General features: G+C 56.5%; 27 protein-coding genes and 2 pseudogenes. 15 read left to right on the top strand and 14 right to left on the bottom strand.

Annotation, left to right across the window (positions count from 1 at the left end; all coding sequences use genetic code 11):
* Positions 1–10 precede the first annotated feature (10 nt).
* From pspD to pspA, 4 genes are read right to left on the bottom strand one after another with little or no spacing between them, the layout of a single operon-like run.
* Complete coding sequence (gene pspD, locus H7R58_RS10085) at positions 11–229, bottom strand: phage shock protein PspD (RefSeq protein ID WP_106928981.1); 219 nt, start codon at positions 227–229, stop codon at positions 11–13.
* Between the two features lie 14 nt (positions 230–243).
* The gene (pspC, locus tag H7R58_RS10080; RefSeq protein ID WP_182930645.1) at positions 244–603 is read right to left on the bottom strand and encodes an envelope stress response membrane protein PspC; all 360 of its coding nucleotides are present in this window, start codon (positions 601–603) and stop codon (positions 244–246) included.
* Positions 600–824: an envelope stress response membrane protein PspB gene (gene pspB, locus H7R58_RS10075; RefSeq protein WP_106928985.1), complete on the bottom strand. Its 225-nt coding sequence runs from the start codon at positions 822–824 to the stop codon at positions 600–602. Before pspB ends, pspC begins: the two co-directional genes overlap by 4 nt.
* 56 nt (positions 825–880) lie before the next feature.
* Positions 881–1,549 (bottom strand): phage shock protein PspA, encoded by a 669-nt coding sequence (gene pspA / locus H7R58_RS10070; RefSeq protein WP_106928987.1) that lies wholly within the window; start codon positions 1,547–1,549, stop codon positions 881–883.
* Positions 1,550–1,716: 167 nt separating this feature from the next.
* On the opposite strand from pspA, the gene pspF reads away from it, so the two are divergent.
* The 13 genes from pspF to osmB all read left to right on the top strand — a co-directional run bounded on the left by pspF (position 1,717) and on the right by osmB (position 16,121).
* The gene (gene pspF / locus H7R58_RS10065; protein WP_182929029.1) at positions 1,717–2,691 is read left to right on the top strand and encodes a phage shock protein operon transcriptional activator; all 975 of its coding nucleotides are present in this window, start codon (positions 1,717–1,719) and stop codon (positions 2,689–2,691) included.
* 182 nt (positions 2,692–2,873) lie between these two features.
* Positions 2,874–4,523 (top strand): ABC transporter substrate-binding protein SapA, encoded by a 1,650-nt coding sequence (gene sapA / locus H7R58_RS10060; RefSeq protein WP_106928991.1) that lies wholly within the window; start codon positions 2,874–2,876, stop codon positions 4,521–4,523.
* Positions 4,520–5,485 (top strand): putrescine export ABC transporter permease SapB, encoded by a 966-nt coding sequence (gene sapB / locus H7R58_RS10055; protein WP_106928993.1) that lies wholly within the window; start codon positions 4,520–4,522, stop codon positions 5,483–5,485. The genes sapA and sapB overlap by 4 nt, the downstream gene beginning before the upstream one ends.
* Positions 5,472–6,362, top strand: a complete 891-nt coding sequence (gene sapC / locus H7R58_RS10050) for a putrescine export ABC transporter permease SapC (RefSeq protein ID WP_106928994.1) — start codon at positions 5,472–5,474, stop codon at positions 6,360–6,362. The genes sapB and sapC overlap by 14 nt, the downstream gene beginning before the upstream one ends.
* Positions 6,362–7,354, top strand: coding sequence for a putrescine export ABC transporter ATP-binding protein SapD (gene sapD, locus H7R58_RS10045; RefSeq protein ID WP_106928996.1), 993 nt, complete (start codon positions 6,362–6,364; stop codon positions 7,352–7,354). Before sapC ends, sapD begins: the two co-directional genes overlap by 1 nt.
* 1 nt (position 7,355) lies before the next feature.
* The gene (gene sapF, locus H7R58_RS10040) at positions 7,356–8,162 is read left to right on the top strand and encodes a putrescine export ABC transporter ATP-binding protein SapF (protein ID WP_106928998.1); all 807 of its coding nucleotides are present in this window, start codon (positions 7,356–7,358) and stop codon (positions 8,160–8,162) included.
* Positions 8,163–8,186: 24 nt separating this feature from the next.
* Positions 8,187–8,972 carry an enoyl-ACP reductase FabI gene (gene fabI / locus H7R58_RS10035; RefSeq protein WP_106928999.1) on the top strand — a complete coding sequence of 262 codons (786 nt, stop codon included), beginning with the start codon at positions 8,187–8,189 and terminating at the stop codon, positions 8,970–8,972.
* A 268-nt stretch (positions 8,973–9,240) separates the two neighbouring features.
* Entirely contained in the window at positions 9,241–10,398 is a 1,158-nt protein-coding gene (locus tag H7R58_RS10030) for a carboxymuconolactone decarboxylase family protein (protein ID WP_182934710.1), read from the top strand.
* Positions 10,399–10,479: 81 nt separating this feature from the next.
* Positions 10,480–12,414: an exoribonuclease II gene (locus H7R58_RS10025; RefSeq protein ID WP_106929003.1), complete on the top strand. Its 1,935-nt coding sequence runs from the start codon at positions 10,480–10,482 to the stop codon at positions 12,412–12,414.
* A gap of 147 nt (positions 12,415–12,561) precedes the next feature.
* Complete coding sequence (pdeR, locus tag H7R58_RS10020) at positions 12,562–14,553, top strand: cyclic di-GMP phosphodiesterase (RefSeq protein WP_182929030.1); 1,992 nt, start codon at positions 12,562–12,564, stop codon at positions 14,551–14,553.
* 76 nt (positions 14,554–14,629) lie between these two features.
* Entirely contained in the window at positions 14,630–14,812 is a 183-nt protein-coding gene (locus tag H7R58_RS10015; protein WP_106929007.1) for a YciZ family protein, read from the top strand.
* A 61-nt stretch (positions 14,813–14,873) separates the two neighbouring features.
* The gene (locus H7R58_RS10010; RefSeq protein WP_106929009.1) at positions 14,874–15,623 is read left to right on the top strand and encodes a DNA-binding transcriptional regulator YciT; all 750 of its coding nucleotides are present in this window, start codon (positions 14,874–14,876) and stop codon (positions 15,621–15,623) included.
* 279 nt (positions 15,624–15,902) lie between these two features.
* Complete coding sequence (osmB, locus tag H7R58_RS10005) at positions 15,903–16,121, top strand: osmotically-inducible lipoprotein OsmB (protein WP_064545993.1); 219 nt, start codon at positions 15,903–15,905, stop codon at positions 16,119–16,121.
* 58 nt (positions 16,122–16,179) lie between these two features.
* Here the strand turns inward: osmB and yciH are convergent, their stop codons facing one another.
* The 5 genes from yciH to pgpB all read right to left on the bottom strand — a co-directional run bounded on the left by yciH (position 16,180) and on the right by pgpB (position 19,769).
* The gene (gene yciH, locus H7R58_RS10000) at positions 16,180–16,506 is read right to left on the bottom strand and encodes a stress response translation initiation inhibitor YciH (protein WP_182929031.1); all 327 of its coding nucleotides are present in this window, start codon (positions 16,504–16,506) and stop codon (positions 16,180–16,182) included.
* Positions 16,506–17,240, bottom strand: coding sequence for an orotidine-5'-phosphate decarboxylase (pyrF, locus tag H7R58_RS09995; RefSeq protein ID WP_181358023.1), 735 nt, complete (start codon positions 17,238–17,240; stop codon positions 16,506–16,508). The genes yciH and pyrF overlap by 1 nt, the downstream gene beginning before the upstream one ends.
* A 149-nt stretch (positions 17,241–17,389) precedes the next feature.
* Positions 17,390–18,559 (bottom strand): lipopolysaccharide assembly protein LapB, encoded by a 1,170-nt coding sequence (gene lapB, locus H7R58_RS09990; RefSeq protein WP_106929014.1) that lies wholly within the window; start codon positions 18,557–18,559, stop codon positions 17,390–17,392.
* A gap of 6 nt (positions 18,560–18,565) precedes the next feature.
* Entirely contained in the window at positions 18,566–18,874 is a 309-nt protein-coding gene (locus H7R58_RS09985) for a LapA family protein (protein WP_106929017.1), read from the bottom strand.
* 169 nt (positions 18,875–19,043) lie between these two features.
* Complete coding sequence (pgpB, locus tag H7R58_RS09980; RefSeq protein ID WP_182929032.1) at positions 19,044–19,769, bottom strand: phosphatidylglycerophosphatase B; 726 nt, start codon at positions 19,767–19,769, stop codon at positions 19,044–19,046.
* Positions 19,770–19,936: 167 nt separating this feature from the next.
* Here pgpB and ribA point away from each other — a divergent pair, with 167 nt between their 5' ends.
* Positions 19,937–20,527, top strand: a complete 591-nt coding sequence (gene ribA, locus H7R58_RS09975; RefSeq protein WP_106929021.1) for a GTP cyclohydrolase II — start codon at positions 19,937–19,939, stop codon at positions 20,525–20,527.
* Between the two features lie 46 nt (positions 20,528–20,573).
* Here the strand turns inward: ribA and H7R58_RS09970 are convergent, their stop codons facing one another.
* The 5 genes and pseudogenes from H7R58_RS09970 to H7R58_RS09950 all read right to left on the bottom strand — a co-directional run.
* Positions 20,574–21,701, bottom strand: a complete 1,128-nt coding sequence (locus tag H7R58_RS09970; RefSeq protein ID WP_106929023.1) for an ABC transporter ATP-binding protein — start codon at positions 21,699–21,701, stop codon at positions 20,574–20,576.
* A 12-nt stretch (positions 21,702–21,713) separates the two neighbouring features.
* Entirely contained in the window at positions 21,714–22,616 is a 903-nt protein-coding gene (locus tag H7R58_RS09965) for a carbohydrate ABC transporter permease (protein WP_182929033.1), read from the bottom strand.
* Positions 22,609–22,716: pseudogene (locus H7R58_RS09960) on the bottom strand (sugar ABC transporter permease); the annotation flags it as partial. The pseudogene H7R58_RS09960 and the gene H7R58_RS09965, both read right to left, overlap by 8 nt.
* Before the next feature lie 19 nt (positions 22,717–22,735).
* Positions 22,736–23,767 carry an IS630-like element ISEc33 family transposase gene (locus tag H7R58_RS09955; protein WP_001395480.1) on the bottom strand — a complete coding sequence of 344 codons (1,032 nt, stop codon included), beginning with the start codon at positions 23,765–23,767 and terminating at the stop codon, positions 22,736–22,738.
* 101 nt (positions 23,768–23,868) lie between these two features.
* Positions 23,869–24,654: pseudogene (locus H7R58_RS09950) on the bottom strand (carbohydrate ABC transporter permease); the annotation flags it as partial.
* Positions 24,655–24,770: 116 nt separating this feature from the next.
* Here H7R58_RS09950 and H7R58_RS09945 point away from each other — a divergent pair.
* Positions 24,771–25,451 (top strand): AraC family ligand binding domain-containing protein, encoded by a 681-nt coding sequence (locus tag H7R58_RS09945; protein ID WP_106929029.1) that lies wholly within the window; start codon positions 24,771–24,773, stop codon positions 25,449–25,451.
* The last annotated feature ends 39 nt before the right edge of the window (positions 25,452–25,490 follow it).

Below are 25,490 nucleotides of genomic sequence, written 5' to 3'. Positions count from 1 at the left end.
GCCGATAGCGCTATTTTGCCATGGGGAAATAGCGTTTGGCGAGGCGCGACAGCAGCGGTTCCAGCGCCACCGCCAGGATCATTTTCAACGGACGGCGTGCCACGGACTTCACCGCCCATCCGGCGACGCCCGCCGGACCGTAACGCAGTGCGGTCAGCAGAGCGAGTTTGCCGACGATTTTCAAACCGGGCTTCACCTTCTGTCCCGCCCGCTGCCATTTATTGCTCATCGTTTACCTCTTTATCAGAGCTGACGGAAGCGGCTGCGCAACGTAAAGGTATCGGACGTCACGTAGCGTTCCATCTCGCGTAACCGCTGTTCGCCAGCGGCCAGTTCGGCATCGACCGCGTCCAGCAAGTCGCGGCTGGTGGGCTGATGCTCGCCGTTCATGGCCCCTTCCGGCATCGGATCGAGGGCAAAGGTCAGAATGACGTAGGCGACGAGGACGAAGAAAAACAGGCCGAACAGCATCGCCAGCACGGTAATAATACGAATCAGCTTCACCGGCACGTCGAGGTACTCGGCAATGCCGGCACAGACCCCTTTCACCATGCCCCGCTGCGGGATTCGCCACAGCTTTTTGTTAAAATCCAGCGCCATTATTTGTCTCTCCAGTTTGGATGCTCGGCATCGAGAATCGCCTCCAACGCCTGAATGCGTTCGCGCATTCGCTTCGCGTCATCGGTCAGCTGCAGCAGACGCTGCTGCTCGCCCTGCGAAAGCTCACCCGAACGGGAGCGGTTGCTGTAGTGAAGCCAGAGCCAAATTGGCAATACGAACAGCACAAACAGCGTCAGCGGTATGCCAAGAAAAAGCGCGCTCATAATAACTCCTTATCATGTATGAGCAGCGGCGCGGGGATGGCGCGCCGCTGGAATAATTATTCGTTATCTTGCTTCATTTTGGCTTTCAGCGCGGCCAACTGCTCGCTGATTTCATCGTCCGCCTTCAGCTCAGCAAACTGCTGGTCCAGCGACGGCTGTTTACCAAAGCGGTGGCTCTCAGCCTCGGCTTCCATATGATCGATACGACGTTCAAAGGACTCGAAGCGGGCCATCGCTTCATCCAGTTTACCGCTGTCCAACTGACGACGCACATCGCGGGACGAACTGGCCGCCTGATGACGCAGCGCCAGCGACTGCTGACGGGCGCGGGTTTCGCTCAGCTTGTTTTCCAGCTCGCCAATCTCTTTTTTCATTCGCGCCAGCGTTTCATCCACCAGCGTGACTTCATGCTCCAGCGTATCGATAACGTCGGTCAGCTTTTGTTTTTCAATCAGCGCCGCGCGCGCCAGATCTTCTTTATCTTTGCGCAGCGCCAGCTCGGCTTTCTCCTGCCACTCAACCTGTTGCGCCAGCGCACGTTCCACGCGGCGGGTCAGGTCTTTCTTTTCCGCCAGCGCGCGGGCGGAGGTGGAGCGCACTTCCACCAGCGTATCTTCCATTTCCTGGATCATCAGTCGCACCAGCTTCTGCGGATCTTCTGCTTTCTCGAGCAGCGAGTTGATGTTGGCGTTCACGATGTCGGCAAAACGAGAAAAAATACCCATTGTTCAATCCTCATAGTTCTGTGTTTCGGGCTTAGCCCTGCGTAATGCTTATTACAACTTCCGTGCCAACTTTTTATCTCATTGATTATAAAAGAGGTGATTGAATTTTGCGCCGCAAACGCCTACAGTGAAATGGCGAATTACACCAACAAGTGGCGAATTTCATCATGGCAGAATACAAAGATAACCTTCTCGGCGAGGACAACCGCTTTCTCGAAGTGCTGGAGCAGGTTTCCCGGCTGGCGCCGCTGAATAAACCGGTGCTGATTATCGGTGAGCGCGGGACGGGCAAGGAGCTTATCGCCAACCGTCTGCACTACCTCTCCTCCTGCTGGCAGGGGCCGTTTATTTCGCTCAACTGTGCGGCGCTGAATGAAAACCTGCTCGATTCCGAGCTGTTCGGCCATGAGGCCGGCGCCTTTACCGGCGCGCAAAAGCGTCATCCAGGCCGTTTCGAGCGCGCCGATGGCGGCACGTTGTTCCTTGATGAACTGGCCACCGCGCCAATGCTGGTACAGGAGAAACTGCTGCGCGTCATTGAATACGGCGAGCTCGAACGCGTCGGCGGCAGTCAGCCATTGCAGGTCAACGTCCGCCTGGTCTGCGCCACCAACGCCGATCTGCCCCAGCAGGTTGCGGAAGGCGCCTTCCGCGCCGACCTGCTTGACCGTCTAGCGTTTGACGTGGTGCTGCTACCGCCCTTACGCGAGCGCCAGAGCGATATCATGCTGATGGCCGAACATTTTGCGATTCAGATGTGCCGCGAGCTGAAGCTGCCGCTGTTCCCGGGCTTTACCGAACGCGCGCGCGACACGCTGCGGCACTACCGCTGGCCGGGTAATATTCGCGAACTGAAAAACGTGGTGGAGCGTTCAGTTTATCGCCATGGCTCCATTGATGAACCGCTGGACGACATTATTATCGACCCCTTCCACCGCCAGCCCGCCATCAGCAGCGCAACGCAAGAGGCTACCGCCCGCCCCGCGCTGCCGCTTAACCTGCGCCAGTTTCAGCTGGAGCAAGAAAAAAGCCTGCTACAGCAAAGCCTGCAACAGGCCCGGTTTAATCAGAAAAACGCCGCAGAACTGCTGGGGCTAACCTACCATCAACTGCGCGCGCTGTTGAAAAAGCATCAGATCTGACAACGGCACGACGCGCCGCACCAGCGGCGAATTTTGCGTGGCGATCAGAGAGCAACACGCGGGTGTGATACGCGTTAACCCCACTGATTTGATGACTTTTAAAGCAGTTACGCGCAGACATTTGTACCTGGCAGCCGTAAGTGCGATACACTTTGCAGATCAATCGAAAAAATACAGAAACTATGCGCCTGAATTTGTCACCTTTCCTGGCAGCGTTGGGGTTAATCTGCGGCCAGGCGATTGCCGCACCGCAGCCGCTTGCCCCACCCCATGCCGACATTCGCGACAGCGGCTTTGTCTACTGCGTTAGCGGGCAGGTTAACACCTTTAACCCGCAAAAAGCGGGCAGCGGGCTGATTGTCGATACCCTCGCCGCACAGCTTTACGACCGTCTGCTGGACGTCGACCCGTACACCTATCGTCTGGTACCGGAGCTGGCGGAAAGCTGGGAGGTGCTGGACAACGGCGCAACCTACCGTTTCCATCTGCGCCATAACGTGCAGTTTCAGACCACCCGCTGGTTTACGCCGTCGCGCGCGCTGAACGCCGACGACGTGGTGTTTACCTTCGAGCGCATTTTCGATCGTCAGCACCCGTGGCATAACGTCAACGGCAGCGCGTTCCCCTATTTCGATAGCCTGCAGTTTGCCGACAGCGTACAGAGCGTGCGCAAGCTCGATAGCCACACGGTTGAGTTTCGCCTCGCGCGGCCGGACGCGTCTTTCCTCTGGCATCTGGCCACCCACTACGCGTCGGTGATGTCAGCAGAATACGCCGCCAGGCTCACCCAAGAGGATCGTCAGGAGCAGTTGGATCGCCAGCCGGTAGGCACAGGGCCGTTCCAGCTTGATGAATATCGCGCCGGGCAATATATCCGCTTGCAGCGTCACCCGCAGTTCTGGCGCGGTACGCCGCTGATGCCGCAGGTGGTGGTTGACCTCGGTTCCGGCGGCACCGGGCGGCTGTCGAAGCTGCTGACCGGCGAGTGCGATGTTCTGGCCTGGCCTGCCGCCAGCCAGTTAACCATTTTACGTGACGATCCGCGCCTGCGCCTGACGCTGCGCCCGGGGATGAACATCGCCTATCTGGCCTTCAATACCGACAAACCGCCGCTCAATAATCCTGAGGTACGTCATGCGCTGTCGCTGGCTATCAATAATCAGCGTCTGATGCAGTCGATTTATTACGGTACCGCCGAAACGGCGGCGTCGATTTTGCCTCGTGCCTCCTGGGCCTACGATAACGAAGCTAAAATTACCGAATACAACCCGAAAGAAGCGCGGCGCCGTTTGCAGGCTCTGGGCCTCGATAAGCTGACGCTGCGCCTGTGGGTGCCTACCAGCTCTCAGGCGTGGAACCCCAGCCCGCTGAAAACCGCGGAGCTGATTCAGGCCGATATGGCGCAGATTGGCGTCAAAGTGATTATCGTCCCGGTGGAAGGCCGCTTCCAGGAGGCCAGGCTGATGGACATGAACCACGACCTGACCCTCTCCGGCTGGGCCACCGACAGTAACGACCCGGACAGCTTTTTCCGCCCGCTGTTGAGCTGTGCGGCGATTAACTCGCAAACCAACTTTGCCCATTGGTGCAACCGCGAATTCGACAACGTGCTGCGCAAAGCGCTGGACTCGCAGCAGCTGGCATCACGTATTGACGCCTACGACGAAGCCCAGCAGATTCTGGCTCGCGAGCTGCCGATACTGCCGCTGGCCTCCTCGCTGCGGCTGCAGGCCTACCGGTACGATATTAAAGGGCTGGTGCTGAGCCCGTTTGGTAACGCCTCGTTCGCCGGCGTCTCGCGGGAAAAAGAAGAGAAGGTGCAAAAACCATGATTATTTTCACCCTTCGTCGCCTGTTGCTGCTGCTGGTTACGCTCTTTTTCCTGACCTTCGTTGGCTTCAGCCTGAGCTACTTTACCCCGCACGCACCGCTTCAGGGCGCATCGCTGTGGAACGCATGGACGTTCTGGTTTGAAAGCGTCCTGCACTGGGATTTCGGCGTGTCGAGCATCAACGGCCAGCCGATCTCCGAGCAGCTGCGCGAGGTCTTCCCCGCCACGATGGAGCTGTGCATTCTGGCGTTCGGCTTTGCGCTGCTGATGGGCATTCCGGTCGGTATGCTGGCCGGGATCACCCGCAACAAATGGCAGGACAAAGTCATCAGCTTCTTCGCGCTGCTCGGCTTCTCCATTCCTGTTTTCTGGCTGGCGCTGCTGCTGACGCTGTTCTTCTCGCTGACGCTGGGCTGGCTGCCGGTTTCCGGCCGCTTTGATCTGCTGTATGAAGTGAAAAACGTCACCGGTTTTGCGCTGATTGACGCGTGGCTTTCCGACTCGCCGTGGCGCCATGAGATGATCGTCAGCGCCCTGCGTCATATGGTGCTGCCGGTACTGACGCTGGCCGTCGCCCCAACCACCGAAGTGGTGCGCCTGATGCGTATCAGCACCATCGCTGTCTACGACACCAACTACGTGAAGGCCGCCGCCACCCGCGGCGTATCGCGCCTGACCATTCTGCGCCGTCACGTGCTGCACAACGCGCTGCCGCCGGTTATTCCCCGCCTGGGGCTGCAGTTTTCCACCATGCTGACGCTGGCAATGATCACCGAAATGGTCTTTAGCTGGCCGGGGCTCGGACGCTGGCTGATTAACGCCATTCGCCAGCAGGACTACGCGGCCATTTCGGCCGGTGTGATGGTGATTGGCGCGCTGGTGATCATCGTTAACGTGATTTCCGATATTTTGGGTGCTATGGCTAACCCGCTGAAACATAAGGAATGGTATGCCTTACGATAGCGTCTACCTTGAGAAGCGCCCGCCGGGCGCCCTGCGCACCGTGTGGCGTAAGTTCTACGGTGACACCACCGCGATGATCGGCTTTTACGGCTGCATCGCCCTGGCGGTAATCTGCATTCTCGGCGGCTGGTTTGCGCCATACGGTATCGATCAACAGTTCCTCGGCTATCAGCTGCTGCCGCCGTCGTGGTCGCGCTACGGCGAGGTCTCCTTCTTCCTCGGCACCGACGACCTGGGCCGTGATGTCTTAAGCCGTCTGCTGAGCGGCGCGGCCCCCACCGTTGGCGGCGCGTTTGTGGTGACCCTCGCGGCTACCGCTTTTGGGCTGGTGCTGGGCGCGTTTGCCGGGTCAACCCACGGCCTGCGCTCGGCGGTGCTGAACCACATCCTTGATACGCTTTTATCCATCCCCTCTTTGCTGCTGGCGATTATCGTGGTGGCCTTTGCCGGGCCACACCTGACGCACGCGATGTTTGCCGTCTGGCTGGCGCTGCTGCCGCGCATGGTGCGCTCTATCTACAGCATGGTGCACGACGAGCTGGAGCGCGATTACGTCATCGCCGCGCGTCTGGACGGCGCGACGACGCTGAATATTTTATGGTTTGCCATTCTGCCGAACATCGCCGCCGGGCTGGTCACCGAAATTACCCGCGCCCTGTCGATGGCGATTCTGGACATTGCCGCGCTGGGCTTTCTTGATCTTGGCGCGCAGCTGCCTTCCCCCGAATGGGGCGCGATGCTGGGTGATGCGCTGGAACTTATCTATGTTGCGCCGTGGACGGTGATGCTGCCCGGCGCGGCCATTATGGTCAGCGTACTGCTGGTCAACCTGCTGGGCGACGGCATTCGCCGCGCGATTAATGCGGGGGTGGAATAATGCCGTTACTGGATATTCGCAACTTAACCATTGAGTTTAAAACCAACGAAGGCTGGGTGAAGGCCGTCGATCGCGTCAGCATGACGCTGGCAGAAGGTGAAATTCGCGGCCTGGTAGGGGAGTCTGGCTCGGGCAAAAGCCTGATTGCCAAAGCAATTTGCGGCGTCACCAAAGACAACTGGCGGGTCACCGCCGACCGTATGCGCTTTGATGATATTGACCTGCTGCGCCTGTCCAACCGCGAGCGCCGCAGGCTGGTCGGCCACAACGTATCGATGATTTTCCAGGAGCCGCAGTCCTGTCTCGATCCGTCTGAACGTGTGGGCATGCAGCTGATGCAAAATATCCCTGGCTGGACCTTTAAAGGCCGCTGGTGGCAGCGTCTGGGCTGGCGTAAGCGCCGCGCCATCGAGCTTTTACACCGCGTGGGGATTAAAGATCACAAAGACGCGATGCGTAGCTTCCCCTACGAGCTGACCGAAGGCGAATGTCAGAAAGTGATGATCGCGATTGCGCTCGCCAACCAGCCGCGTCTGCTGATTGCCGACGAGCCAACCAACGCCATGGAGCCCACCACTCAGGCGCAAATCTTCCGCCTGCTGACCGGCCTTAACCAGAATAACAACACCACCATTTTGTTGATTTCACACGACTTGCAAATGCTGACCCACTGGGCGGATAAGATTAACGTCATGTACTGCGGGCAGACGGTGGAGAGCGCGCCCAGCGAAGAGCTGGTGACGATTCCACATCACCCGTATACCCAGGCGCTGATTCGCGCTATTCCGGACTTCGGCCGTTCGATGCCGCATAAGAGCCGCCTGAACACCCTTTCCGGGGCCATTCCGCTGCTCGAACAGCTGCCGATGGGCTGCCGCCTGGGGCCGCGCTGCCCTTATGCACAGCGCAAATGCATTGAAACCCCGCGCCTGACGGGAGCGAAGAACCACCTGTTCGCCTGTCATTTCCCGCTGAACATGGAGAAAGAGTGACATGGTTGAAACGCTGCTTGAAGTTCGCAACCTGAGTAAAACCTTCCGCTACCGCACCGGCTGGTTCCACCGCCAGACGCTACAGGCGGTGAAGCCGTTGAGCTTTACGCTGCGCGAAAAACAGACGCTGGCGATCATCGGTGAGAACGGTTCCGGCAAATCGACGCTGGCCAAAATGCTGGCGGGGATGGTCGAGCCGACCACCGGCGAGCTGCTGATTGACGATCACCCGCTGGAATTCGGCGATTATTCGTTCCGTAGCCAGCGTATTCGCATGATTTTCCAGGACCCGAGCACCTCGCTGAACCCGCGTCAGCGTATTTCGCAGATCCTTGATTTCCCGCTGCGCCTGAACACCGATCTCGAGCCGGAGGCGCGGCAGAAGCAGATTATCGACACGCTGCGTCTGGTCGGCTTGCTGCCGGATCACGTCAGCTACTATCCGCATATGCTGGCGCCGGGCCAGAAACAGCGTCTGGGGCTGGCGCGCGCGCTGATCCTACGTCCCAAAGTAATCATCTGTGATGAAGCGCTGGCCTCGCTGGATATGTCGATGCGCTCGCAGCTGGTTAACCTGATGCTGGAATTGCAGGAAAAACAGGGGATCTCGTATATTTACGTGACCCAGCATTTAGGCATGATGAAACACATCAGCGATCAGGTGCTGGTGATGCACCAGGGTGAGGTTGTGGAACGCGGCAGCACTGCTGATGTGCTGGCCTCTCCGCTGCACGATTTAACCAAGCGACTGATTGCTGGCCACTTTGGCGAGGCGCTGACCGCCGACGCCTGGCGTAAAGATCGCTAACACTGAAGAGAAGGATGAAATACGATGGGTTTTCTTTCCGGTAAACGTATTCTGATTACGGGCGTCGCCAGTAAGCTCTCCATCGCCTACGGTATTGCCCAGGCGATGCAGCGCGAAGGCGCCGAGCTGGCATTCACCTATCAGAACGACAAACTGAAAGGCCGCGTAGTCGAGTTCGCCGCCTCTCTGGGCTCCAGCATCGTTCTGCCGTGTGACGTGGCGGAAGATGCAAGCATCGATTCCCTGTTCACCGAGCTGGCTAAAGTCTGGCCGACGTTTGACGGTTTTGTTCACTCTATTGGCTTTGCTCCGGCAGATCAGCTGGACGGTGATTACGTCAATGCCGTGACCCGTGAAGGTTTTAAAATCGCTCACGACATCAGCGCTTACAGCTTTGTGGCGATGGCGAAAGCCTGCCGCAGCATGCTGAATCCCGGCGCTGCGCTGTTGACCCTTTCCTATCTGGGTGCCGAGCGCGCTATCCCGAACTACAACGTGATGGGGCTGGCTAAAGCGTCGCTGGAGGCCAACGTGCGCTATATGGCGAACGCTATGGGGCCAGAGGGGGTGCGCGTAAACGCGATTTCGGCCGGCCCAATTCGCACGCTCGCCGCCTCCGGCATCAAGGATTTCCGCAAAATGCTGGCGCACTGCGAAGCCGTCACGCCGATTCGCCGCACCGTCACTATCGAAGACGTGGGGAACTCCGCTGCCTTCTTGTGCTCTGACCTTTCCGCTGGGATCACCGGAGAAGTGGTGCACGTGGACGGCGGTTTCAGCATTGCCGCGATGAACGAACTGGAACTGTAGGCCGGGTAAGGCAACGCCGCCATCCGGCAATGTGCTCCGCATTGCCGGATGGCGCTACGCTTATCAGGCCTGCATTCTCCGGCGTTACTGCGTTCTGCCGGGCGACAACGTTTCCCTTCTTCCCCCTCTGTTATTCCAGTCAGTTATTAATTATCGCCGAACAATATTTTCTCCCTCGTCACGCATGCGCCAGGATATTTACCCATAACGATCCGGCAACATCACCTTCGACGCTGCTGGTTCGCCACCTTCTGATCAAGGAACACCCATGGAGCCACGCCGCGTTTCCGGCAAAAACCACTGGTATCACGAAACCCAGTCGAGAACCCAACACAGCGACGTGATGCCGCTGGTTCCCGAAGCCGCGCACGTAGACGACCGTTTTTTACTGGATCTCGCCCTGCCCGATGCGTTGCTAAACGCCAATCTGCGCTGGTTGAGTGCCGCCACGCGGTTAGCCAATACCCTGTTCCCTGATACCGTCGCCGTCAGCCGTTTACAGACCTTCAGCGCGTACGACAGGCTGAGCACCGCGCTGACCGTCGCCCAGGTTTCCGGCGTTCAGCGGCTGTGTAACCACTATGCCGCACGCCTGGCGCCGTTGCCCGGCCCGGACTCCTCGCGTGAAAGCAACCGCCGTCTGGCGCAAATTACCGAATATGCCCGCCAGCTCGCCAGCTCGCCGTCAATCATCACGCCACGCGCGCGCCAGCAGTTGGACGACGTTGGCCTGACGCTCCACGATATGATTCTCATCAACCAGATCGTGGGGTTTGTCGGCTTCCAGGCGCGAGTGGTGGCGATATTCCAGGCTCAGCTCGGCTTTCCGGTGCGCTGGATCCCCGGCATGCCGGTGCAGGAAGATGCTGACGCCGAACGTTTTCGCCACGAGAACGCGCGCTGGCACAGCGATCTGCCGACCATTGAGGCCCAGCAGGCCAATACCCCGCAGAGTGATGTTCTCGCCCGCTGGCAACATCTGCCTGAGCTGAACGCACTGGCGCCGGTGCTGGCGCACGAGGCGGCGCTGCTTGATGGCTTTGGCGAGCTGATTAATGCGTTAACTTTCGCCCACCCGATGCTGCCGCTGGCGGCGCTGATCCCGGCGCGCGTCAATGGCAGCGTCAGCTGCTTTAACCATTACAGCACCCTCTGGCAAGGCGCCAGCGGCCTGCCCGACGCTGTGCGTAACGGCGAGCGCGCGATTCAGGCCTGGAGCCACCACTATCCCTGCGAGCGCGCGCTTGCGCTGGCAACACAGCTGTTGACCCGCGCGCCGGACCGATTTAGCGCCGCGCAGCTGAGCCCGCTCGCCGAGCGCGGCATATCAACACCTGACGCAATTGCGCTGCTGGTCTGGAGCGCGCTGAGCGGCTGGCTAAACCGGCTGCGCATCGCGTTTAGTAGCGCACAACAAGTTACGTAAAAGGGTGAAAGAGCGCTTGCTGCAACCCATCGATTCGCGTAAAAATGTCAGCCGCTCTTTTGGCCACGAAAATAGATCAATATGCTTCAGGACAACCCGCTGCTTGCGCAGCTAAAACAGCAACTCCATTCCCAAACGCCCCGTGCGGAAGGGGTCGTCAAAGCCACGGAAAAAGGTTTCGGTTTCCTCGAAGTCGACGCACAGAAAAGCTACTTTATTCCGCCGCCGCAGATGAAAAAAGTGATGCACGGCGACCGCATTATCGCGGTAATTCACTCTGAAAAAGAGAAAGAGAGCGCCGAGCCCGAAGAACTGGTTGAGCCGTTCCTGACTCGCTTTGTGGGCAAGGTTCACCGCAAAGACGATCGTCTGTCTATCGTGCCTGACCATCCGCTGTTGAAAGATGCGATTCCATGCCGCGCTGAACGCGGCGTAACTCATGATTTTAAAGAGGGTGACTGGGCCGTTGCTGAAATGCGCCGTCATCCGCTGAAAGGCGATCGTAGCTTCTACGCCGAACTCACCCAGTTTATCACCTACGGTGACGACCACTTTGTGCCGTGGTGGGTCACCCTCGCCCGTCACAATCTGGAAAAAGAAGCGCCGAACGGCGTCGCCACCGAAATGCAGGACGAAGGTCTTGAGCGCCGCGATCTGACCGCGCTGGACTTCGTCACTATCGACAGCGCCAGCACTGAAGATATGGATGATGCGCTGTACGTAGAAGAAGCGGCCGACGGCAAGCTGCTGCTCACCGTGGCCATCGCCGACCCAACGGCCTGGATAGTCGAAGGCAGCAAGCTGGATGAGGCGGCAAAAATCCGCGCATTCACCAACTATCTGCCGGGCTTCAATATTCCGATGCTGCCGCGTGAGCTGTCTGACGATTTGTGCTCCCTGCGCCCTAACGTCGTGCGTCCGGTGCTGGCCTGCCAAATGACGCTGGCCGCCGATGGCACCATCGAAGACAACATCGCGTTCTTCGCCGCCAACATCGAGTCGAAAGCCAAACTGGCCTATGACGACGTGTCCAACTGGCTGGAGAACACCGGTAGCTGGCAGCCGCAGAACGATGCCATTGCGCGCCAAATCACCCTGCTACAGCGCGTGTGCCAGCTGCGCAGCGAGTGGCGTAAAATCCACGCGCTGGTCTTTAAAGACCGCCCGGACTATCGCTTCGTCCTCGGTGAAAAAGGTGAAGTGCTGGATATCGTGGCCGAGCCGCGCCGCATTGCCAACCGCATCGTTGAAGAGTCGATGATCGCGGCGAACATCTGCGCTGCCCGTGTGCTGCGCGATAAGCTCGGGTTTGGTATTTACAACGTTCACACCGGCTTCACTCCGGACAACACGGAAGCGCTGGCCGCCCTGCTGAAAACCCATGACGTGCATGTTGATCCGGTTGAGGTTCTGACGCTACCGGGCTTCTGCAAGCTGCGCCGTGAGCTGGATGCACAGCCGTCAGGCTTCCTCGATAGCCGCATTCGCCGCTTCCAGTCGTTCGCTGAAATCAGCACGGAGCCGGGCCCGCACTTTGGGTTAGGGCTCGAAGCCTACGCCACCTGGACCTCACCGATTCGTAAGTACGGCGACATGATCAACCATCGTCTGCTGAAAGCAATCGTGAAAGGTGAAAGCGCAACGCGCCCTCAGGACGACGTTACCGTGCAGATGGCCGAACGCCGCCGTCTGAACCGCATGGCGGAACGCGACGTGGCCGACTGGCTCTACGCACGCTACCTCAATCCGCAGGCGGGTAAAGATACCCGCTTTGCCGCTGAGATTATCGACGTCAGCCGCGGCGGTATGCGCGTGCGTCTGGTTGATAACGGCGCGGTTGCCTTTATCCCGGCACCGTTCCTGCACGCCGTGCGCGACGAGCTGGTCTGCAGCCAGGAAAACGGCACCGTGCAAATCAAAGGCGAAGTGGTTTATAAAGTGACCGACGTTATTGATGTCACCATTGCGGAAGTCCGCATGGAGACACGCAGTGTGATTGCCCGACCAGCAGCATAATGCTGTAAAACGGCCCCTGACGGGGCCGTTTTTTTATCCGCGATACCCTTCTCTTTTTTTTCCAGCGAAATTACCCAAATGCGTTCACACTGAATACCAATGACGTGGAAATTGGTCTCATCAAACGCAGGTGTACGAGGGGAAGAAATGGAGAAATCTCTGACACAAAGTCTGCTCGACCCAAACTCCAGTGAAAGCAGCCTGTACTGGCGTATGTCGCACGGTGAGTCCGCGCTGCATATGGGGACGGACCCCGACAGAAACACCGACCTCGCCATTCCGCTAAGCGAAGAAAGCGTCAGCCGTATTCGCGCCATGACCGTTACGACCTCAAGCGTGGCTATCTCTATTCAGCTCAACGGCTATGACGTGCCTGTTCATCTGATTGGCCGCAAAATCAGCTGTACCGAATGGGCCGGTACCGCCTCCTCCTGGTTCGACACCTCTTCCGTCGCCCGCGATCTTTTACAGGGTCTGCTGTTTGCCGAACAGGTCGTTTCCGAGGCCAATACCGTCATCGTTATTCTCGACCGTGAAGGCAAAATTCAGCGCTTTAACCGCCTGTGCGAGGAATACAGCGGTGTCAAAGAGCAGGACGTGATTGGTAAAACAGCGTTTGAGCTGTTTATGTCCGCCCCGGAGGCCGCCGCCGCCCGGGAAAACGTTGCCCATTTTTTTACTAACGGCGGGCCCTATGAAGTTGAACGCTGGATTAAAACCCGCAAGGGGCTACGTCTGTTTCTGTTCCGCAACCGCTTCGTCCACAGCGGCAGCGGCAAAAATGAAATCTACTTAATCTGCTCCGGCATCGATATTACCGAAGAGCGTAAGGCTCAGGAGCGGCTGCGGGTGCTGGCGAATACCGATACCATCACCGGCTTACCCAACCGTCACGCCATCACTGAGATGATTGGCCACGCCATTGACGCCCGCCAGGGGGACGAGCAGATTGGCATCGTCTATTTTGACCTTGATAACTTTAAGAAAGTAAACGATGCCTATGGCCACGTTTTTGGCGATCAGCTGTTGCAATCGGTCGCGCTGTCGATTTTAAGCTGCCTGGAAGAGGGTCAGACGCTGGCCCGGCTCGGCGGCGACGAATTTATCGTACTGGCGGTCAATACGTCGCAGGGGGCGTTAGAGGCGATGGCATCCAGGGTTCTGAGCCGCCTGCGCGATCCGTTCCGCATTGGGTTGATTGAAGTTTACAGCGGCTGCTCGCTCGGCATTTCGCTCGCCCCGCAGCACGGTGAAGACCCGGAAAGCCTGATTCGCAATGCCGATACCGCCATGTACACCGCCAAGGAGCGCGGACGCGGTCGTTTTAGCATATTTTCCCCTGAGATGAATCTGCGGGTATTTGAATACCTGTGGCTGGACACCAACCTGCGCAAAGCACTGCAAAGCGATCAGCTCATCATTCACTATCAGCCCAAGGTGACGATGAACGGTGAAGTACAAAGCGTAGAGGCGCTGGTACGCTGGAATTCGCCGGAGCGCGGGCTGATCCCGCCGATGGACTTTATTGCCTACGCCGAGGAGTCCGGGCTGATTGTCCCGCTGGGGCGCTGGGTGATGCTGGAGGCTATCCGCCAGCTGGCGCAGTGGCGCGATCGCGGCATTCATCTGCGCGTCGCAGTGAACGTCTCAGCGCGCCAGCTGGTCGATCAATCCATCGTCAGCGACCTCAAACAGGCGCTAAAGGCGCAGCATTTTGCGGAATGCCCGATTGATATCGAGCTGACCGAAAGCTGTCTGATTGATAACGCGGAACTGGCGCTGGAGGTCATCAAGCAGTTTCGTTCGCTGGGCGCGCAAATCCATCTTGATGACTTTGGTACCGGCTATTCTTCTCTTTCGCAGCTGGCGCGTTTCCCTATTGATACCATCAAACTGGACCATCTTTTTGTGCATCACGTACACACGCATTCCGTATCGCAATCGCTCGTGCTGGCGATTATCGCGGTGGCCCGCGCGCTGAATTTACGCGTTATTGCCGAAGGCGTGGAGGATGCAAACGACGATGCATTTTTGACCCACAACGGCGTCGAGGAACGTCAGGGCTATTTTTTTGCCCGCCCCATGCCCGCATCCGAGCTGGAAAGCTGGCTAGCGGCGCGCCAGGGGGTTATAAGCTAAGCTTTTTTTTCACTTCTCTTTTGTCTGTAAATTTTGCATCATTGATTTCAATCGAATTTATTAACAGGATCCCACCATGTCCGAGCTCGATGCGCGCCAGGTTGCCCAACGTATTGATACCGTATTGGATATTCTGGTCGGCGGCGATACCCACTCCGCCATCAATAATCTGGAAATATTAAAAGCCGAGCTGCTGGCGTATGCCGCAGATGAACGCGATGCCAAAACAGGTCAGCCTAAATCCCCGTGGGAAATCTGACGCCATTTGCCCTGCCATCGCGTAACGGACGCCTTAGCATAGAGAAATTAATCGATTTATTATGAACGCCCGACAGCAAACTATTCTCCAACTGGTCATTGATAAAGGCCGTATGAGCGTCGCCGATCTGGCGAAAATGACCGGCGTATCGGAAGTGACGATTCGTCAGGACCTGAACCTGCTGGAAAAACAGAGCTACCTGCGCCGTACCCACGGCTATGCGGTGCCGCTGGACAGCGAAGACGTCGAAACGCGCATGATGAACAACTTCGCCCTCAAGCGTGAGCTGGCAGAGTTTGCCGCTTCGCTGGTTCGTCCGGGTGAAACCGTATTTATCGAAAACGGCAGCAGCAACGCCCTGCTCGCGCGCGCGCTGGCAACTCAGGCGGATATCACCATTATTACGGTCAGCAGCTATATTGCCCATCTGCTCAAAGAGACGCCGGGAGAAGTGATTCTGCTGGGCGGCATTTACCAGAAAAAAAGCGAGAGTATGGTCGGCCCACTGACGCGTCAGTATATTCAGCAGGTGCATTTCAGTAAGGCGTTTATCGGCATTGACGGCTGGCAGCCAGAGACTGGCTTTACCGGCCGCGATATGATGCGTGCCGATATCGTCAACGCCGTGCTGGAAAAAGGCAGCGAGGCGATTGTACTTAGCGACAGCTCGAAATTCGGTGCGATTCACCCTTACGCGCTCGGCCCGATGAGCGCATTCAACCGGGTGATCACCGACGATAATCTGACCACCGAAAAGCAGCTTCAGCTTGAGCAAACGGGTCTGACCGTGAACATCGTTAAACGCCCGTAACGCCTTGACCCGATGCGCACCGCGTCGGGTTGTTTCCCTTTCCCGCCCCCGCCTCGCTATGAGATTTTTCCGACCACGGAATTAAGAGTTTTTACCTGTCTACAACATCACAAAACCGTAAAATTAATGTTAGCGATATAACAGGAAGTAACTATCACTTGCGTGACTTTTAGCAGCAAAATTTACAACCTGCGCAACAAGCTTTACGGGAGAGGACCGCCTGCGATGTCTATAATGACGGTAGCGCTTCCGTGAATAGAAACATTCAGGAGAAACAAAATGACTTCAATGAGCAAAAAAATGGCTGCCGCGATGGTAGCAGTAACACTGGTCATGTCGCTGAGCGCATGTTCTAACTGGTCTAAACGTGACCGTAACACCGCGCTGGGTGCCGGTGCAGGTGCCATCGGTGGCGCAGTATTAACGGACGGCAGCGCCCTGGGTACGCTGGGTGGCGCGGCGGTTGGCGGGATTATCGGCCATCAGGTTGGCAAGTAAGTCGCACGCAGAATTGCAGGGCTCCGATGAAAATCGGGGCCCTTTTCATGGAGGCTACTCAGCCTCCCGCCAGCTTCACCTTCATGCCTTTCGCTTCCAGCAGTGATTTCAGCAGGTCACGTTTATCGCCCTGAATTTCAATCACGCCGTCCTTCACCGCACCGCCACAGCCGCATTTTTTCTTCAGTTCGGCGGCCAGCTTTGCCAGCGCATCGTCATCCAGATCGATGCCGGTAATCAGGCACACGCCCTTCCCTTTACGCCCGCTGGTTTGGCGCTGTATACGCACAATACCATCGCCTTTCGGACGCGCTGCGACAACTTTCGGTTCGTCAATACGCCCGGTTTCCGTTGAGTAAACCAGACGGCTGTTCGTCTCGCTCATTACGCCCCCAGATTTAACGATGCGTTAATATCACGCAGAGTTTGTGCCGGATTGTCGGACTGCGTCACCGGACGACCAATCACCATATAGTCCACGCCCGCCGCCAGCGCCTGTTCCGGCGTCATAATACGACGCTGATCGCCCGCCGCGCTGCCAGCCGGACGAATACCCGGCGTCACCAGCTTAAACGCTTGTCCCAGCTCCTGCTTAAAGCGTACCGCTTCCTGCGCCGAGCATACCACGCCGTCCAGCCCGCAGTTCTTGGTCAGCGTCGCCAGCTTAGCCGCGTAGTCGGCCGGGGTCAGCGCGATGCCCAGATCCTGTAAGTCGCTGGACTCCATGCTGGTGAGCACGGTGACCGCAATCAGCAGCGGCGCATCGTGGCCAAACGGCACCAGCGCTTCACGCGCGGCGGTCATCATGCGCGCGCCGCCTGAAGCGTGGACGTTCACCATCCACACGCCGAGATCGGCTGCTGCCGCCACCGCGTGGGCGGTGGTGTTTGGGATATCGTGAAACTTCAGGTCGAGGAAAATATCAAAACCGCGCTGCTGTAAATCACGCACCAGCTGTGGGCCAAACAGCGTGAACATCTCCTTGCCGACCTTCAGGCGGCAGTCGCGCGGATCGATACGGTCAACGAAGGCGAGCGCCTTATCGCGATTATCATAGTCGAGAGCAACAACAACGGGAGAGGATGTGACGATACGAGAAGAAGATGAAGCAACGGACATGACTGGACCTTCTTGTTGATGGGCACGCGCGGTGCAGAAAAGGTAAACGGGCAGCATTCTACCTGCGTGACCCAGCAGGCACAATGGCAGAGGCGGCAACGGTGGGGAAATTAAAGTATGTTGTAACTAAGGAGGGCGTTTTTTTACAATTACTGCCCATCAAGGCCACGAATTGGTTTTATGGTTGACCATGCCCGGCACGACGGGCAGTGCCAGTAAAGCGTATAAGCGGTGAAGCCGCACTTCTGGCAGCGGTAGCGCGGCTTGCTGCGCACCTGTTCGCCAACCATGTCGCGCAGTACCATCAGGCTCTCTTTCGCGCGCCCTTCTTCCGCCTCGTTGAGGTGGTAGTCCATCAGCTTATGGAACACGCGCATCGTCGGGTGACGCTGGAGCTGGCGCGTAACGTAGGTTTGCGCCGCGTCGCTGCCTTTGCTCTGCTCCACGACCTGCGCGAGCATCAGTTCGGCCGCTGCGCCGGTGTTTTCTTCCACGCAACGCTGCAGGAACGGTTCCCACTCTTTGTCTTTGCCCAACTGGTGATAGCAGGTTTGCAGCATCTCGAGGGTTTCGCTAACCAGTTCTTTATCCTGGTTAATCACCCGCAGCAGGCTGTCCATGGCTTTGGCGTAGTCGCCTTTCGCCATCCACGCGCGGCCCATCATAATGGAGACACGGGCGCTGGACGGATCGGCCGCCGCGCCGCGCTTGAGTAACGACAGGGCTTTATCCAGCTCGTCGTTGCCCATCTGCTGAAGCGCCAGTTCACACCAGAAGTGGGCAATTTCGCCGCGGTGTTTGTCTTTACCCAGTTTGACCAGCCGCTCCGCGGTATCAATCGCCTTCTGCCAGTCGCTGGTAGCCTGATAAATTTGCAACAGCTGCTGCAACGCGCTAATGCGAAAATCGGTTTCGTCGACCAGCTGGCTGAACATATCTTCGGCGCGGTCGTACAGCCCGGCGGCCATATAGTCGCGGCCAAGCTGCTGCACCGCCAGCAGACGCTGGTCGTAAGTTAAGGAGGCGCTTTCCATCAGCGTCTGGTGAATGCGGATAGCCCGGTCAACCTCGCCGCGTGAACGGAACAGGTTGCCCAGCGTCAGGTGCGCTTCCACGGTGCCGGTGTCCTCTTTCAGCATGTCGAGGAACAGGTCAACCGCTTTATCCTGCTGGTTGCTTAAAAGAAAGTTGACCCCTGCCACGTAGTCACGCGACAGGCGGTTCGCTTCGTCCTGTTTGGACTGTTGCGCACTTCTGCGGCCCATATACCAGCCATAGGCGGCGGCGACAGGCAAAAGCAGAAACAACAACTCCAGCATAGATAATTATTCCTTCGCCGCCGCTGCCGCCGGCGTTACCGCTGGGGCCGTCTCTGGGGCAAGTTGATGTTCCAGTCGTTTGATTTTACGTTCCGCACGCATCAGCGACACGCGCACACGCAGCCAGAACAGGCCACAAACCAGCCAACCAATGGCGAAGCCAACGGCAAACAGCACCGCAAGCAGCGTCGAAATTCTGAATTCACCCTGTGCCAGCAGATAGTTGAAGGTCACAAGCTGATCGTTTTGCGCACCCAGCGTCACTGAAATGACGAAAATCGCTAACACTAATAAGAATATGAGTAAGTATTTCACATGACTTCCCGTTATGCGGCTTCTGCAGTGTTAACACAGCATCCAGCCTTATAAAATAACATCTTCACCGCGGCGACGAAATGGAAAAGCGTTCTGTAAGACCAGGATCTATGGGTGACAACGAAGGAAATCAACCCTTTTCCCCTTTTCATCGCTTCGCGCCCTGTTTTTATGTCTCTTTTTCCAGCAGCCCACAGTACCTCACGGCGAGCCAGCCGGCGAGCGTCGCCAGCACCCACGACATGACGGTGGCCACCATCAAATCCAGCGGCCAGTGCATCCCTAACAGCAGACGGCTGCCCATCACGGCAATCGCCCAGGCCATCATCAGCGCTACCGCAATCGCGCGACGCCGCGCCCACAGCAGCCCGGCGGCCAGCAGAGCCCAGGTTGCGGCAAACATGGTGTGTCCTGACGGGAACGCAAAACCGGTCTCCTTTTGCCAGTGATGGCGTAAAAAACCGGGAATATCACGCTGTTGCGCCAGTTGCTCTTTGACCAACGCCGAGCGTTCGCTCCGTTTTAAAGTGTAGAACTGCTCAACCGGGATTTGCTGCGTTTTTTCCAACCAGACCACAAACGGCCGGGGTTCCTGCACCATGCCCTTCACCAGCGATTTTGCCCCCTGCCCCAGCACAACCGCTGCACTCAGAATCAACACCAGCACAATCGCGCCACGCGGACGCGGGCGCAGCGCCCAGACAAACAGGCCGCATAGCAGCAGATGGGTGATAATCCCCCAGGGCTGAGTGACCGTTTCCGTTACCGCGTACAGCGCCTTGAGCCCCCAGCCGCTCGGCCCCGGAAGCCACTGCCAGCCGGTTATCCACACCGCGAGCGGCATCAGTAAAAGTATGGCGGCTCCAATAAGGGTTCGCGTGGCAGTGGTCGGCATTTTTCTTCCTTTTTTCAGCAATGTCACAGTGTGGAAACCCAATAAAGTGTCAATTTTGTGCGCTTTAACGGCGGTCGCCCGCGCACGATTAGGTGAAGTAAAGCACGTTGTGGCAAAATAAGGAAAACAGAAGGCGTCGTTGGCGCTGACATAATCTGGAGAATCACATGCAGCTTAAACGTGTGGCAGAAGCCAAACTGCCAACCCCCTGGGGCGATTTCCTGATGGTGGGCTTTGAAGAACTGGCAACCGGGCACGACCACGTCGCGCTGGTTTTTGGTGATATTACCGGGCAAACGCCGGTGCTGTCGCGGGTACACTCTGAATGTTTGACCGGCGATGCGCTATTCAGCCTGCGCTGTGACTGTGGTTTCCAGCTTGAAGCCGCGCTGTCGCACATCGCGGAAGAAGGCCGTGGGATCCTGCTGTATCATCGCCAGGAGGGTCGCAACATTGGTCTACTGAATAAAATTCGTGCCTATGCGCTGCAGGATCAGGGCTACGATACCGTAGAAGCCAACCACCAGCTCGGCTTTGCCGCCGATGAGCGCGACTTCACCCTGTGCGCCGATATGTTCAAGCTGCTGGGCGTTGACGCGGTGCGTCTGCTGACCAACAACCCGAAGAAGGTCGAAATTCTGACCGAAGCGGGAATCAATATCGTGGAACGCGTGCCGCTGATCGTTGGCCGTAACCCGAAAAATGCCCACTATCTTGACACCAAAGCGGCCAAGATGGGGCATTTGCTGACTAAGTAATATTTGCGGTCGCCGTTACGTTCCTGAACGGCGACCGTCCCCCACCCTACAGCGAAATATTCAGCTCGCTCTGCGCATCAAAGATGTGACATTTCTCCATATCAAAGCAAAACCAAACCGGGCGGTGAAGACCGGCATCAAGGATCTCTTTCGCATCGTCTGACGGTATTCGCGCCGTCATTTCAAACTCCCCTACCTGCAGATAGAGGAAGAACTCATGGCCCATATTTTCCGCACGGATCAGCGTGCCCCTACCGCCGCCTTCCGCGAACGGACGGACTGATACCGCAACATATTCAGGGCGAATGCCGAAGAACACGTCTTTGTCGATGTGGCCGACGACTTTACGCTGCTGCTGGGCGCTCAGCGGCAGCGTATCGTGGCCAACGGTCACGTGCAGCCCGTCCGCTTTTTTCAGTATTTTCGCCGGTTTGATGTTCATCTCCGGCGCGCCGATAAACCCGGCAACAAACATATTATGTGGATAGTGATAGAGGTTGTCCGGGGTATCGACCTGCATAATATGACCCAGCTTCATCACGCAGATGCGGTCGCCCATGGTCATTGCTTCGGTTTGATCGTGGGTGACGTAAACGGTGGTCGCCGGCTTACCCGATTGTTTGAGCTGTTTATGCAGGTCAGAAATACGGATGCGCATCGACGCACGCAGCTTAGCGTCAAGGTTAGACAGCGGTTCATCAAACAGGAACACGTCCGGCTTTTTCACAATCGCGCGGCCCACGGCCACACGCTGCGCCTGCCCACCGGAGAGCTGTCGCGGCAGACGGTCCAGCAGCTCTTCCAGCTCGAGGATTTTGGCGGCTTCGTTCACCTGGGCCGCAATCTGCTCTTTCGGCATTTTGCTCAGCTTCAGGCCGAACGCCAGGTTTTCACGCACGGTCATGTGCGGGTACAACGCATAGTTCTGGAACACCATCGCGATGCCGCGCGCTTTCGGCGCGAGGTTATTCACCACCTTGTCACCAATGCGAATTTCGCCGCCGCTGATGGTTTCAAGCCCTGCCAGCATGCGCAGGGTCGTCGATTTAGCGCAGCCGGATGGCCCGACGATCACCATGAATTCGCCTTCGGCGATTTTCAGGTCGATACCATGCACCGCTTTGAAGCCGTTGGAGTACACCTTTTCCAGTTTGTTAAAAATCACTTCAGCCATGATATTTTCCTTTTAACCTTTAATTCCGCTACTGGAGACACCCTGGACGAAGTAACGCTGCGCCAGGAAGAAGACAATGATCGAAGGCAGAATGGAGATACTTGCCATAGCCAGAATTTCGTTCCACGGCGCGCCTTCGGTGACGTCGATAGACATTTTCAACGCCAGGGCGATCGGGTACTTATCCACGCTGTAGACGTAGATCAGCGGACCGATAAAGTCGTTCATCGACCACATAAACTGGAACAGGGCCACGGAGATGATCGCCGGCTTCAGAATCGGCACCAGCACATACCACAGCACCTGAATGGAGTTACAGCCATCAATCTGTGCGGCTTCTTCCATGTCACGCGGCACGCCGCGCAGGAACTGAATCAGCATAAAGACGAAGAACCCCTGAGTGGCGAATGCGGTGGGCAGATACAACGGCAGATAGCTGTTGAGCATGCCCATTTCGCGGAACATCAGGTACTGAGGAATCAACAGCACGGTGCTCGGCAGCAGCATGGTGGCAATCAGGGTTGCAAACCAGAATTTCTTCCCTGGGATGTCAAAACGGGCAAAACCGTAGGCCACGATGGTCGAGGAGATAATGGTCAGAATAACTTTCGGGATCACGTACTTGAAGGTGTTGAGCATGTAATGACCGAAGTGATATTCCGTACCGGTCTTCCAGCCGTTAATAAAGCCGTCCCAGGTGGCGTGTGAAGGCCACAGACTCAGCGTGGTGAAGATTTCATGGTTCGGTTTAAACGCGGCTGAGAACATCCACGCCAGCGGGTAAAGCATCAGCAGCCCCACCAGCAGCAGGATGGTATAACGGATGTTGCGGCTGATCTTTTCACGCCGCAGCGTACGTGCAACCTCGCGCGCGGCTGCCATTTCCGAAGGGGTCTGGTGGGTCAGTTCACTCATTTTTGCCTCCCTTATCGGCAGAATAAAACACCCAGTATTTCGACGATTTAAAGGCAAGTAAGGCGAAGGTAGCCACGACCAGGAACAGCACCCACGCTAAATAGCTGCGCCTAATACCGCTACACTTTTGCCTGACCATGTTTTCCTCCGGGGAATGGGCTGGCGGTTTCCATAAAATGGCGGACCTTTTTCAGTAACTGCCACATTGAGCGGCACTGATGATTACGGGTTATCGTGTCATGAAGTGCCTGCCATAGCCGTTCCACATGATTCACCCACGGCGAGTAAACCGGCTGGTAAATTACCCTGAACTTGGGATTTGCTTTCAACCAGCGCTGTGTTTCGCGGCTTTTATGGATAATGTAGTTATCAACGATCAGCGTGATTGTTTTCGCCCGCCGGTAAGTGGCTTTCAGGTGCTTCAGCAGAGCGATAAACAGCGCTGAACTTTTGCTGTTGCCGCCCACGTAGCTGACTTTACCCGTGCCACTGTGCAGTGCGCCGGCCAGATAGTATTTTTCGTTCTGCCCCGGCGTCACTACCCGTTTCTGCTGTCCGCGCAACTGCCAGTCCGCACCGATTTTAGGATTAAGGTGGATATCCACTTCATCTTCATAAAATACCGGATGCTCTGCGCTGCATTCATCCAGCGCTTTGTGGATTACCGCCATCTTTTCATCTTTATGTGGGTCACGGATACGCAGAGTTGGCGCGGCCCTGCGCCATACAAGCCCCGCAGATGGCAACCAGCGGCGAACGGTTCCTGCATGTAACTGGCAACCGGTTATCTCATTGATTTTTATTGCCAGTAATTCGGTGCTCCAGCGTGAACGTTGATAACCAAAATCGCCGGGAGAATGCTTTATCAGCTCACGTAACAGGGTGCAGATATGTTCAAAAGGCCAGCGTCGGGAGCGCCCTGCGGGTAAGGATTTCAGGCCTTCAATACCTGAGTGCGTAAACCAGTTAATCCAGCGACCAACGGATGAACGGGCACAACAGAGAGTTCTGGCAACATCGCTGACCCGTTCACCCCGATGAAGCATCAGCATGGCCGTGAGTCTGCGGGCATGATTTTTATCACGCGTTTTATGAATAGCTTTCTGCATCAGGCGTCGTTCGCCACGGGGTATTGGTACTATGATCGGCATCGCTCAGTCCGGTTGGTGATTTTGGTTGGTTTGGCGATTGATCAGATCGCACAATCCGGGCTGAGTTCCCTTTCAGTGATCTACTATTCCGCGCAGCTATTTAGCGCAGCGCCATAGCCCATATCGAAGTATTTAAAGGCGGTATCATAGATGTACAGCGAGAACAGGTAGGTGTAATACGTTGGGCCACCGCCGGTGATAACGTACGGCGCGGTAAATTCCTGAAAGGCACCGCTGGTTTGCATAATGAAGTTAAAGAAGATAACCGGGGTAATCAGCGGCACCGTGATTTTCAAAAACATCTGCCATTTTGTCGCACCGTCGATCATCGCCGCTTCATATTGCGACTGCGGGACGTTTTGCAATGCAGCGAGAAAGATCACCATCGACGAACCAAACTGCCATACGCTCAGCAGCGTGACCGAGAGCAGCGCTAAAGGCGGCTCCCCAAGCCAGTTAATCGGGTCAACGCCAAATACGCCAATAAAGCTGTTCAGCAGCCCATCAATGGCGAACAGCGCTCGCCACAGCACCGCAATCGCGACCGAACTGCCGAGGATCGAGGGAATGTAATAAGCCGTGCGAAAAAAACCGATGCCACGCAGCTTAAAGTTAAGCACGAAGGCAATGCACAGCGAAAACGCGAGCTTGAGGGGAATCGTGACAAAAACGTATGCAAAGGTCACGCCAAGGGACTTCCAGAACAGACCATCCTCCGTCAGCATATACCGGTAGTTTTCAATACCGGTAAACTGCGGCGGGCTCATCAGATCGTATTGAGTAAAACTCAATAGGAACGATGATACAAAGGGGAATGCGGTAAACACCAGTAACCCTATTATGTAGGGCGAGATCCATGCCAGACCTAATAGTTTATTTTCGTTCATAGATTCCTCTAATATATAAAAACATGCTGCGGTTGTCTCCTTACGGTCGAAAAAGCCGTCTTGCCACGGCATTAAATAGCAGCTAATAAAAATTAGCTGTGAAGCCACACAGATTAATGAAAGAACATTTCATTTTTCTTTATCAGGTTGTATTATTGAAAAACAATATATTTCTGGAGGTACCGGCTATGACACTACGTCGCCACGCGACCTATTTCCCAGATAACGCCTCATTGATGATTAAACATATTGCCGATCAGGATATCTGCCCGCTGCACGCTCACGATTTCTATGAAATGGTCTGCGTTTCCTCCGGCAGCGGCATGCACGTCATTGACGGGATTTCCTGGCCCATCAGCCGCGGTTCCGTGTTCGTGGTGGCCCCGCATGAAGAGCACTACTTTGAGAAAGTGGAAAAGCTGTCGCTGCTGAATATTCTGATTCGTCCGGCCTTTCTCACACCGCCGCTGCTCGCCCTCCTCGCCGAATTTGCGCCAGAAAAACAGTTTATGGCGACCCATCAAACTCTTGTTCACAGCGCCTTTTACACGAATCAATTAAATGAAGAGCTGATTAATGAACTCGCTCACCGCCCCCTGATGCTCGAAACGTTATTAATACAGCTGGCAATATTCTTGCAGCGCGGTCATATTTCTCTGATTATTAATAACCGTGTAAAAGAAGACTCAATCATTTATTTACTGAATTATTTACATCATAATTACGCCAACGATGAGTTGAGCATCGACTATCTGGCAAGAAAGTTTAATAAATCGGTTTTAGCGCTAGTGGTGTAGCGCATGGACGCATTAATGATGCTGTTCAACATGCCAGGT

Origin of the sequence: Klebsiella sp. WP4-W18-ESBL-05, from assembly GCF_014169075.1 — a bacterium.
Classification (GTDB): Bacteria; Pseudomonadota; Gammaproteobacteria; order Enterobacterales; family Enterobacteriaceae; genus Kluyvera; species Kluyvera ascorbata_B.
This window is presented reverse-complemented; position numbering and strand designations above follow the sequence as displayed.